General features: G+C 60.3%; 5 protein-coding genes. 4 read left to right on the top strand and 1 reads right to left on the bottom strand.

Translation table 11 applies throughout. The features are described from left to right. The first annotated feature begins 155 nt into the window (after positions 1-155). Entirely contained in the window at positions 156-6,368 is a 6,213-nt protein-coding gene (locus PSR62_RS05765; RefSeq protein ID WP_274406860.1) for a hypothetical protein, read from the top strand. Between the two features lie 269 nt (positions 6,369-6,637). Next, a complete protein-coding gene (locus PSR62_RS05760; RefSeq protein WP_274406859.1) occupies positions 6,638-7,369 on the top strand; it encodes a hypothetical protein in 732 nt (243 codons plus the stop codon). 241 nt (positions 7,370-7,610) lie between these two features. On the opposite strand, the gene PSR62_RS05755 is transcribed toward PSR62_RS05760, so the two are convergent. Beyond that, on the bottom strand, positions 7,611-9,590 hold the full coding sequence (locus tag PSR62_RS05755; RefSeq protein WP_274406858.1) for a hypothetical protein: 1,980 nt from the start codon (positions 9,588-9,590) through the stop codon (positions 7,611-7,613). A gap of 589 nt (positions 9,591-10,179) precedes the next feature. Here PSR62_RS05755 and groL point away from each other — a divergent pair. Together groL and groES are read left to right on the top strand one after the other, a co-directional pair. Continuing rightward, positions 10,180-11,895 (top strand): chaperonin GroEL, encoded by a 1,716-nt coding sequence (groL, locus tag PSR62_RS05750; RefSeq protein ID WP_338020140.1) that lies wholly within the window; start codon positions 10,180-10,182, stop codon positions 11,893-11,895. Between the two features lie 79 nt (positions 11,896-11,974). Beyond that, positions 11,975-12,280: a co-chaperone GroES gene (groES, locus tag PSR62_RS05745; RefSeq protein WP_007330007.1), complete on the top strand. Its 306-nt coding sequence runs from the start codon at positions 11,975-11,977 to the stop codon at positions 12,278-12,280. Positions 12,281-12,319 lie beyond the last annotated feature (39 nt).

Below are 12,319 nucleotides of genomic sequence, written 5' to 3'. Positions count from 1 at the left end.
AACTCGAAACGCCCCCATCGCGCTCCACCAACCAAGAAAAATCGCACCAGCCCGAAGCATTTTCCTCTCCATGGTCTCTAGCAGAGAACCACTTGGCCTAGATTGGCCTGTATCCGACCGTTTCGGTCCCTTCCCTGCTTCTTGCTGCGGTTTCCATGATGGAAGTGCTGTTTTTCATTGCGATCGGTTGGCTGATCATCACGATGGTCGGGCACCTGACCTGGGTCGTCTTCGCGACCATCTTTCGCCTGGTGTTCGCTCCCAAAACGCTCTATCCATCACCACCACCCCGGGCCGAAACACCTGCAACGCAGCGATCCACCACCCGAAGCCAGAAAAGCTCGACAGCTTTCGTTGATCAACCATCGGCCTCGGCGGACCTGGCCGCGTTTTCAAGGATGATGGATGCGTTGACCGCCACCGGCCAAGTCGATACCGAGACCGCCGGCCGATTGAAAGCGTCCGCCCACGACTTGGCCCTGGACTCGACACCGACGGACGTCGAACCAGTTGTCGAGCCAATTCTTCCCGCCACAACCGCTGCGACTCCCCAACCAATCGCGGATTCCCTCCCCCCGATCGCAGCCAATTCGATCGCAACGTCGCCAACCGAACCCGTGGCCATCGATCCCTTTGTTGTAGAAGCGGCCACCGCCGAAGCCGTCTACGATCCCCCAGCCCCAACGACGCCCAAGCGAGCGTTGTCAGAAGTGGTGACCTCGTTTCTGGCTCGCAACAACATTCGCTGGGGCGAACTGGTCGCGGGGCTCTTGGTTGTGGTCTGCTCGATCGGCTTGGTCGTCAGTCTCTGGAACACGCTGACGTCCGCCCACCGAGTCGTGCCCTCGTTGATCTTCATGTCCGCCGACGCGGCCATCTTCGCGGCGGGTTTGTACACGGTGCGGCGATGGAAGCTGCGGCACACCAGCCGCGCGGTGTTGATCATCGCGACGTTGCTGGTTCCTCTGTGTGTGTTAGCAGGCATGGCCGCGGCGGGTGCATCACTGGATTCCGTTTCACTTTCCGAGCCCACAACGCTGGGCACGATCGCAGCTGGATTGGCCGGTTGCGGTTGGCTGCTGTTGCAATCGTCACGCAGCTTGGTTGGTCGCGCCGATGCATTGCCGATGACGGCCAGTGTCATCGCACCAACGCTCACACTGCCCTTGCTTCCGACCGCCGCTCGCCTGCTCGGTCCCAACGCTGGATTCGCGATTCTGGTTCCCGCGGTCTGCGTTGCGGCGGCGTTGCTCTGGCCGCCGCGCACGCGGCAAACGCACCTTCGGTCGCATCTGCGCACGAACTCCGTCGGTGGCCGAAGGCTCTGGAAGAACCGTTGGCTCTCCCTGGGGATTGCTTCTTCCGCGATGGCCAGCGTCCTGGTCTACGCGGCGTTCCTATTCAGCGGCTTGGAAAACGAATTCGCGGTGCAGACCGCTTGGATTCAAATCGCGATCGCATCGATTCCGTTTTGGATCGCGATTGCCTCGAGTTGTCACAGCGACGTGCTGAAGCTTCGCGTTCACTTGACTCACGCGAGCGATGGTTCTGACAAACATGGCTGGATGGCCAATTCGAATTTGATCGCAACGGTTTTGACATTGCTTTCGATGGCCGCGGTGCTGGCGATTCTGCCGGCCTCGCTTCGCAAGCTGGACTGGATGTGGATGCATGCCGTGGTCGCAGCGGCATCGTGGATCGCGGCGTCCATCACTTTGCGGCAACCCTCTCGGATCATCGGCGCGACGCTGCCTCTGGGCATCGCCGCGATGCTCTCGTCTCCCGTTTGGATGGGCGACATCAACTGGGGCGATCTACCGCTGTGGCGAATGATCGTGGGCGGCGAGTCGATGGTCACCTCGCTAGGAATCGCCCTGATTCTCGGTGGGGTCGGCTTCGCTCTGAACCAATTCGCGAGCGGCAAATCCTGGGCTCGCAATCAAGTCGCCCCGAGTTGGCTGGCGGCCTGTGCCTGGGGCGCACTCGCGTTCGTTCAAGCCTTGGTGCTCAGTGTTGCCCCGCCCGCCTGGCTCGGTCAGGTACCGTCGACGCTGGTCGATGTGGTGCTTGGCATCTCGGCCCTGGGATGCATCCTGGCTGCCTTCAAAGATTCACGAGCCGCCTTCGCAACGCCAGTGATCCTGATCGCGTTCTGGACTTCGGTGTTGGGACTGCTGTCCTGGACAGACGGCCGTCTCCATGCCGACCTTCCACTGACACCTTGGATTGGACTCGCGGTCACGATGTCGCTGATGGTCGCCGCGGTGCTGGCAAAGCTCTTGCTTTACCGGCAATCCAACGCCAGCGAACCAGCCCTCTCAACCGCGCCGTCCGGCTCACTTTCGCTCGCGGGCAAGCGGTCGATGCGACATCACGCGTCGTCGGCGGGAGTGATGGCATGTTTGTCTGCCGCTGCCCTTGCCGGAATCGGATTGCTGTCGCTCTTCGGCAACGAGCTCGCAGCCCCCGGGTGGTGGTCCGCCAGCGGTCAACTTTGGCTGCTCGTGGCCTCTTTGTTCGGCGTTGCGATTCTGCTGCGAGAACGAGGTTGGCTGCAAACTTCGATGGGGCTGTCAACGATCACCGTCGCAACCACCCTCACCGCTTCACTGGGAGTGATGATTTGGCACTCCGAATCTTGGTTGGGCGGAATTGCGATGTGGTGGGTCGCGGCAACCTTCGCGGTGACGTCCGCGATTTGGATGCTGGTTCGAACGGTCGCACCACTTCGAAGTTGGTTCCCTGATAGCAAATTGAATTGGGCTCAACTGCCGGATGGCCTGTTCGCCATGCTGGCGACCGGCACGCTCATCTTCACTGTCGCTCGCCAATACGCCGCGATCGTGGCGGCTCCCCTGGAAGCAATTGCGCAGTGGCCCACCAACGAATGGATTGCCGCGGCGAATTTTGCTTGGTTTGAATCAGCGGCCTGCTTGGGATTGATCGCGGGCACCTCCGCGTTGTTCGTTCTCTCACGCCGCCACACCGACGACTCGCCCTGGTCCAAAAACGGCTGGCAGGATTGGTTCCTGGGATTGCTTGGTGCGGGCAGCTTGTACTTGGCGAGCCAACTCTCACTGGCCTGGACGGGCTCCGCTGCCGCGTGCCTGGCCCTGACCACCTCGCTCGCCTGTGCGTTCCTGCTGGCTTGGAAATTCCGAGCGCAAATCATAAACAACGCAGGGTTGCCGCTCGGGAACGCAGCGTCGGAATTGCCCCCTCAAAACCCGCTGATTGCCTGCTTGCTGCCGAGCACGTCCGAACGACCTGTGATCCACGCGATGCTCGCGGGGTTGGTCGCAGCAGGATCACTGGTGTTGCTGGCGACAGATTGGTTCGCACCTCTGCGGAACAACCTTTCGCCGGATCGATTCAGCACGCTGGCGGTGACCAGTTGGTGGACGATCGCATCCGTCGGGCTGTTGTTTTCCAGAGCGGCCTCCGAACGCGAAGCGAAGTCCAACTCGATTCTTTCCAGCGTCTTGCTGCCGCTGGCGGTAGGCATTGCGACCCCGGCGATCGCCACGCGAATTCCGTTTGCGAACCAGCCTTTGGTGTGGGCACAAATGTCGGTGCTGGGATCATTGGCGTGGTGGCTGCTGCAGCGGTTTACCAGCAATGCTTTCGGGTCATCTGAGAGCGGCCCCTCACGCTCGATCGCGGGAGCCCATTTTTCGCGGGTCTGGATCCTGACCGCTGGATTGGCATCCTGCATCGGAGCCGGGTTTGTGGCGTATTCATCGACCGGAACAATGCTGCAAATCCCGTCTTCCTTGTGGACGCTGCCCGTCGGTGGCTTGGTATCCATGATTGCCGCCGCGGTTGCGCTGCGATGCGTCGCCACACCGGCTCGCGACGCTTGGCCGTTTGCGATCAGCCTTTTGTCCGGGCAGGCAACCGTCTTCACCGTTTGGATGCAGTGGGTCCAGCCTGAATCAGCACTGGTTGTCCTGAGCAGTCTTTGGCTCGCCGCGTCCATTGGATCAGCAGTGCTGCACTGGATTCGAAACATCCCGCTGCATGCCTGGCACATGACACTGTTAACCTTCTTGATGGCCTGGGTCGCCTTGTTCGACAACCACACTGCCCCTTGGGAATTGGCGTTCCTGGCGGTGCTGGGTTTGTCCGTGGCAGGGGTTCTCTGCACTCGGTTCGGGCGAGTGACCACGAGCGACGACGACTCGAAAAACAGCTCCACCAGCCCTCCACGTCCGGCCTGGCAAACCATCGGCTCGGTCACCTCATTGCCCGGTTGGGACTGGCGATTCATCCTGCCGCGAATGCTGGGATGGATGACCGTTGGGGTGGGCGGGTTCTTGCTCTGGAACACCGTCTTGGATCCGGTCATTGCCGTGGCCAAGTTTGATCCAACATCCATTTGGCTGGCTTGGATGGCGCTGTGGGTGATCGTCTGGCGAAGCGTGCGAAACGATCGCTCGGCACCGTTGGCTGACCTGGAAACCGCCTGTGCCATGATCCCCATCGCGGCGTTCGGTTGGATGGAGTCGCACCTGGCACTGCCCAACTCCGCCTTCGCTGATTCCGGTTGGATCGGCGTGACCAGCGGCACGCTGACGTTGGCTTCACTTGGATTGGTCGCCGCGTCCGCCTGGCTGCGGCCGAGCGAACGAACGGTTTGGTTTGTCAGCGTCGTGCTCTCCTGCATCGCAATCAGCGAAGTCGCCCTTTGGATTGGAGCGTCAGCGGGCCTGACAACCAACGAAGGGTTGGCGGTGACTCACCTGGCCGTGTCGGCCGCCTTGGTGGCGTGGACGTTTGGCACTTCACTGCTTGGACAAGCTCGCCTGCGATTGGCCAATGCGCTCGAACAGGTGACGCTGCTGTGGGTTGGACTGAGTTCCCTGCTGGCCTGCTGGTTGGTGCTGGACCACACCCCTGAACCATGGCCGCGGGTTTGCATCCTGGCCACCGGTGCACTCGCCTGGGTGTTCTTTGAACTGTCCGAAAGAAACCTCGCCAACAACGTTGCCATCACCTCGCGACGACGTCACATCACCGTTGCCATCGCGTTGTGGTCGATCGCTCTGATGGCGTTGCTGACCGGCCTGCCGCTGCAGCACCCTGCCTTGATCGCGGTGATGCGATTGCTGATCGCGGGCGTCTTGATGGTGGCGATGTTGTTGCTAGCCATCCCCAAGTTGCTCAAGGGTCCGTTCCTGGATCGCTGGAGCGAAGCCTTGACCCGCGGCGGGCTGATCTCGGGCATCGTCGCCATGGGATCCCTGGTCATCATGCTGGCGTTGGAGTCTGCGGTACGGACGCCCGTGGTTGGTATCCCCGGCATCAGCATGCCGGTGGTGATCGCAGTCGCGATCACGCTGGGCGGATTGGCCGCGATGGCGGGTGCCTTGGCAATCCTGACGGGCCCCAATACCGGCCTGCCCAACTCTCGGTTGTCCAACGCCCTGCTAAGCGTGCAGCTCAGCGATTCGCAGCGAAGGTGGTTGCTGTACATCGCCCAGGGAGTTGCCGCGACGACTTGGTTGCATTTGTTTCTGTGCCGAACCGGAATCGCTTTCTTGGGTCTGCGACAGGTCTGGCCCTACGTGGTGATGGTGATCGCGTTTGCCAGCGTGGGTCTGACTCAGTGGGCAATTCGCCGAGGCGACCAAGTGCTCTCGGATGTGATGCGGCGCACCTCCATGTTCCTGCCGATGATTCCTGTGGTTGGGTTCTGGCTGAGCGGTTCGTACGCGGTCGTGACACAGTCCGAGGCTTGGTCCTGGACATTCTTTCGCGGCACAACCTCGTACCAGGGACTGCTGTTGGTCGGTGCGATCTACTACGGGATGATGTCCCTGCTGTGGAAGAACGGGCTGCCTCGAATCGCGACGGTGGTGCTCGCCAACGCGGCCCTGTGGGTCACGCTCACCCAGGTGCCAGGCTGGGACTTCATCACGCACCCGCAAGCCTGGCTGATCCCCCCGGCCGCCTGTGTTTTGCTGGTCGCTCACCTGCAACGCGATCGCCTGGATGCAGCCATGGGATCTGCGATTCGGTACGCGTGCACCTTGGTGATCTACCTCAGCAGCACGGCCGACATGCTGCTGTCAGAAATCGGTCGCTCGCTGTGGGGACCGGTGATTTTGGTGCTGCTTGCACTGACCGGCATGGCCCTCGGCGTGGTGCTGCGAGTCAAACCGTTTCTGTATCTCGGCACGATCTTCGTGTTCCTCGGCGTGACCAGCATGGTCTGGCATTCCACGCAAGCGATCGACGCGGTGTGGCCGTGGTGGGCGTTTGGAATCACCACCGGACTGCTGTTGCTGACCGGATTGGCGATGATCGAGAAGCACCGACCGCGACTGAACCAATGGGCAAACCAATTGGCGAGCTGGGAAAGTTAGTCCGATTGGTCAAACCTGGCCTCTCATCGAAGCAACCAAGTTCGCTACACTGACCCGCCTCGCAAGTGCCAACGAAACAAAATCGCGTTGTTGACAGCGAAGGAAACCCAACGGGTGACGCCCTGCTGTTGAAGTGACTCACAACCCGACGCGTGAGCGAGGGACCACAACCAATCCTTCGCTCATCCGCCGAACGACTAGGCAAGGCGGATTCGCTTCGAAGGTACCTGAACCAACAACGAACTTGTCTCAACCACGGAGGATCAACGATGGCAAAATCAGAACAACAAAAGCAAAAGAAGCTGGCCAAACTGAAGGCCAAAGAGCAACGCAAAAAGAAAGAGCTCGCTCGCCAGCAACAGATGATGGCATCCATGGCGGGCAAAATGCGAGCCGCCGCCACCGGAACGATCAAGGACTGCATGATCAGCGCCGATCTGCTGGCCCCCAACCCAACCCGCCCCGCGATCGGGCACGTGATGCTTTCGCGAACGGCACCGGGCGGCCAAATTGCCACGGCGTTCTTCTTGGTGGACCTGGGTTGCATGGGCGTCAAAGACGTGGCTGGCAACTATCGCACCCTGACGGAATACAACGATGTGATCGCTGACATGCAGTCACGCCAGATGCTGCAACCGTGCCAGCCCGAGTTCGCGCGCGGGGTCGTGGAAGCCGCGATCGCGTATGCCGAATCATGCGGCCTGCAACCGCACCCTGACTACAGCAAGTACGCGCCCTTGTGGCACCACATCGAGCCCGAATCGGTGGGGGAGGCACTTGCCTTTGGAACGAACGGGAAACCGACTTACATCGCGGGCCCGTATGACGACACGGGAAGACAAATGCGGATCTACAACCGCTTGCTCGAAACCCTCGGCGAAGGCAACTTCGAATTTGCAATGGCCACGTTGGGCGATCAGAACTTCGATGACTTCGAACTGGATGAAGAGATCGATCTCGGCGAAGAGAGTTCGATGGTGCGAATCGATTCCGCAGAGTGAGTCAACGCGAAGTGATGAGTCGAGCCGAGCCCATGGGCATCGGCTGATTCATCCAACTGCGGCGTCTCAGATTTTCGACCCAGGGCGACCCCGGTGATTTTAAACCAGTGCTGGGTCACAGCTTGGAATGCGGGGTGATGACTTTCGCCGCTCAGGCGTTCGCCTCGGTTCCACCACCACAGAACCGGGGCGAACGCCCAAACGGCTCACCAAACGACGAAGTGGTGACGCAGCACCAGGCTCAGCGATTCAGTGCGTGCCAGCCCGACTCTTGATGCTGGGTGGCTTGGGGTTTCGCAGGTTGCGAAGCCCGAGGCGTCGCATTGACGGGGGCCACAGCGGGACGTCGACTTTGCACCCGATTCAAACGCTCTTGGACGGGCTGGCGAACAGGCTGGTAGTCGCCAGCAGGCTCGGACAACGCAGCCGTTTCTGGCAGCGAGGGCCGACGTTCCGTCAACGACGCTTCGCGGACTTTGTATCCCCACTGAACCGGACCTTCATCCTCCATCGAAGGAACCATTCGTGATTGAGCTTGCTCGTAAGCTCCACCGCTGGTGCGCGGTGGAGGCGGCAGGGCTGGCAACAAATCGGGTGCCTGCAATGGACCAACTCCCGAGCCGGATGGCGGCGTCAACGATGGGATCGAACGGACTGGCGAGGTGCTCGGACGAGCAACCGGTGCGGCCGCTTGGGCCGAACCATCATCAAACGCATGACGATAACCCTCCGGTGCTGGAATGGGTCGCACACGAGGAGCGGCAGACGGATTGGCAGAAAGGTTTCCGGCGGTCAAACGTCGCAAGTCCTCGCGATCCCGCTGGACCTCTTGCCGGCTTCGACTGAGATAGTCGTCCAACGAGTTTTGAGGGCCCTCTTCGCTTTCGCCCTGATCCTCCAGTTCGCTTTGGTATCGATAACTGTCGTAGACATCACTCGAATCAGTGCGTTCCGCTTCAGCAGGCTCCTTGGCTGGGCTGTTTGACTGAGCTGGTGGCTCAATGCTGTATCGGTATTGCGATGCTGGCGGCTGATCGGACGGTGAAGACTGCGACTCGGCAGGCGGTTCACTGGCGTAGGGCGACCCTGTCAACGGCGAAAGCGTTTGCCGCTGAGCGTCGAATGGCTGCAAGTTCGAAGGAGCCGAAGCTGGCGGCGCCATCGGCTGCAGGTCTCCCGTTTGGGCGACTCCACCATAGCCATTGGGATCAATCGTACTGGGGATTGCCGAAGCGGAAGGAGCACCGCCCCAACTTGGCTGAGCCGCGTACGAACCGGCAGGTGCCAACTGAGTCGAAGGCGAGGCAGCGTAAGGCGAAGCACCGTAGGGACTGGTGACCGGAGCCACCGAAGTCGCAATGCCGCACGAGTCGACCGTGGTCATGCACGGATCCATCGTGGTGGGAGCGACCATGGTCGGCTGCGATGCCAAACCTTGGAACGTGGTGTAAGGGGTTCGCTGCAACTGCTGAACGGTTGAATCACAAGCGCGTTGAACCGTGACCGTGGTTCCGGTGACAGGGTCCAAGGTCGTGGCAGGCCGATAGTAGGTGATCGGTGCGGTGTAATAGGAACTGCGATAGCCTGTTCCCAGCAACGAATTGAAAAACCGCGACAGTCCACTTCGGATCGGTGTCGGGTACCCCGTCGCTGCTGAATAGCCAGTCGCGGGACGGTAGGCCGTGACGGGCTGGACACCTGCGGGGTTGGTCGCGTAGCTGCTGTTGGGATAAACGTTGCCCGCCCCCATGAAGGTGCTGCCCGTGGAAACGGCCCCTCGGTAGCCGGAAACGACAGGTGAGTTGACAGTGGGCAACCCGGTGTAGACCGAGGGATTGTCCAGCGGCACAGCTCCGTAGGCGGGACGCTGCAACGAATAAGCCTGCGACGGCGTGTAAATGCTGGTCGGATTGAGCGGCAACAACGACGAATTTGGCGCCGCGGTCATCAGCGGTGTGTAACCCGCCGTGTAGCCCGGGTAATTGGCGGCATAGCCAGGCGGAGGGGCAATCGCGGGCGCCCCCATGGCGGGCCCAGGCATGGGGGTGATCGTTGTGACAGGCGCACCCACGACCGGCGTGTACCCCGCGACGTACGCGGGTTGCTTGCCATACAGCCAATCGGTCAAGCAGCACGCGTTGGCAACGGGCGCGGCAAAGGAGCCCACAAACTGGCTCAGGACGGCAAACGGCAACACATATCGGCGATGACACCAACGCATCAGCACAACCAATCAGGTTTGAATCATATCGGGAAGGACGGACTGACCGACCGCATCTCAGGGGCCGGATCAAACACGAACTCAACTCTTTGAAAACCACGCAACGACGCGCAGTTGCCGCAAGTGAAGGTTTTGAAAGCCCAAAGGTCAATGATTCTTGAGCTGCAGTTCACCGCTTGGCAAGCATTTCGGGCCGTTGGTTGCCGGTCGAAACGATTGCGACGGTTGGGGTAGATCCTGGCCGGACACATGGTGATTTCACAACCTCCAAAGCCCTCCTGCCACGTTGGCAACCGCGGACCCCAGAACCAGGCACCCAACTTTGGCCTGCCGCCCACCCCGTTTTCATAACCCCCGAACCCTTCGAGACTTACAACAAAACCAAAACGCTCGGTACGGCGATTGCTACCTGCGAGCCCCAACGAACGCATTCGTGCCCGAATGGCCGAACCGCCTCGTTCGACCCGAACACATTCCCCCGTCTCTTTCCCTCTTGGCATCGAATCCGTGGCCGCCTGGACTCGCACCTTTGCGATCGTCCAACACCCGCGAGCCTGTCGGATCCAAACCACCTCAGGAGAACTACATCGTGGCAAAGCAGATCGTTTTCGACGATGACGCACGCGGCCCATTGCTTGCCGGCGTCAGCAAGCTGGCCCGTGCTGTCCGCAGCACACTTGGCCCTCGTGGCCGCAACGCCGTTTTGGACAAAGGATGGGGCTCGCCCAAAGTCACCAAGGACGGCGTGACCGTTGCCGAGGACATCGAACTGGACGATCCATTCGAAAACCTCGGTGCTCAACTGGTCAAAGAAGCTGCCAGCAAGACCAACGACGTGGCTGGTGACGGCACGACCACCGCGACGGTGCTCAGCGAAGCCATCTTCCGTGAAGGCCTGAAAATGGTCGCAACCGGAGCCGACCCCATGGCTCTGTCCCGCGGCATCCAAAAGGCTGTCGACACCGCGATCGCTCAAATCGCCAAAATGGCGACCCCGATCAACGAGAAAAGCAAGAGCGACATCAAACAAGTCGCCACGATCGCCGGCAACAACGACCCCCAAATTGGTGACGTCCTCGCAGACGCCTTCACCAAGGTCGGCAAAAACGGCGTGATCACGGTCGAAGAAGGCCGCAGCAACGAGACTTACGTCGACGTTGTCGAAGGCATGCAATTCGATCGCGGATTCTTGTCGCCTCACTTCGTCACCAACCAAGACGACGTCACGGTTGAACTGGATGACTGCTACATCCTGTTGTTCGAAGAAAAGATCAGCAACAACAAGAAGATGATTCCGTTGTTGGAAGCGATCAGCAAAGCCAAGAAGCCTTTGTTGATCATCGCCGAAGACACCGAAGGCGAAGCGCTCGCCACTTTGGTCGTCAACAAGATGCGTGGCATCCTGTCGGCCTGTGCCGTCAAGGCTCCTGGTTACGGCGATCGCCGCAAAGCCATCTTGGGCGACATCGCTGCCCTGACCGGCGGCAAGGCGATCTTCAAGGACCTCGGCATCGACCTGGAAAGCGTCAAGGTTTCCGACCTCGGCCGCGCCAAACAAATTCGCATCACCAGCGAAGCCACCACCATCGTCGGTGGTGCTGGCAAGAAAGCTGACATCGAAGGCCGAGTCGCTCAAATCCGTCGCGAAATCGAAGCGACTGACAGCGACTATGACCGCGAAAAACTGCAAGAGCGTTTGGCAAAACTCGCCGGCGGTGTGGCTCAGATCAACGTCGGTGCAGCAACCGAAACCGAGATGAAGGAACGCAAAGCCCTCATCGACGACGCTCGTGCAGCAACCCAAGCTGCACTCGAAGAAGGCATCGTCCCCGGTGGCGGAACCGCACTCCTGCGTTGCCGTGCTGCCGTTGAAAAACTGGAAAAAGCAACCGAAGGCGATCAAAAGCTCGGCGTGCGAATCATTCGCAACGTGCTCGACCAGCCCATGCGTGCGATCGCCAACAACGCTGGCCTCGACGGAGCCGTGGTCGTCAACCGCGTGCTTCAGATGAAGGGCAAAACAGAAGGCTACGACGCCAACGCTGACAAGTATTGCGATCTCGTCGCAGCTGGCATCGTCGACCCCGCCAAAGTGGTTCGCACCTCGCTGACCAACGCCGCATCGGTCGCCGCTTTGTTGCTGACCACCGAATCGTTGGTCGCCGAAATCCCCGTCGAAGAAGAACCTGCCGGTGGCGATCATCACGATCACGGCATGGGCGGCGGAATGCCAGACATGGGCGGCATGGGAATGGGTGGCATGGGCGGAATGGGAGGCATGGGTGGCATGGGCGGCATGATGTAAGCCGCTGCCCGCGACCCTCCTTTCAATCCTTTTTTCACCCCCACATCAAACTCAACTTTCAACTCACAGGAATTAACTCATGGCCACTGCTAAAAAAATCAACCTGCGTCCTCTCGATGACCGCGTCGTGGTTCAACCCAGCGAAGCCGAAGAAACCACCGCTGGCGGAATCGTGCTCCCCGACTCGGCCAAAGAAAAGCCACAACGCGGCACGGTCGTCGCCGTTGGACCTGGCAAGTTGCTCGATAGCGGCAACCGCGGTGAACTGAGCGTTTCGGTCGGCGACGTCGTGATCTACGGCAAGTACGGCGGAAGCGAAATCGAAGTCGATGGACACGAAATGAAGATTCTTCGCGAAAGCGATATTTTGGCCAAGATCGGCTGATCCGGTTCGTTCTTTCACCCCAAAACATCTACGAGGAAT

The sequence above is a fragment of the Rhodopirellula sp. P2 genome (assembly GCF_028768465.1).
Lineage (GTDB): Bacteria > Planctomycetota > Planctomycetia > Pirellulales > Pirellulaceae > Rhodopirellula.
The sequence above is the reverse complement of the archived record's forward strand: the minus strand, read 5'-3'. Positions and strand labels throughout refer to the sequence as shown.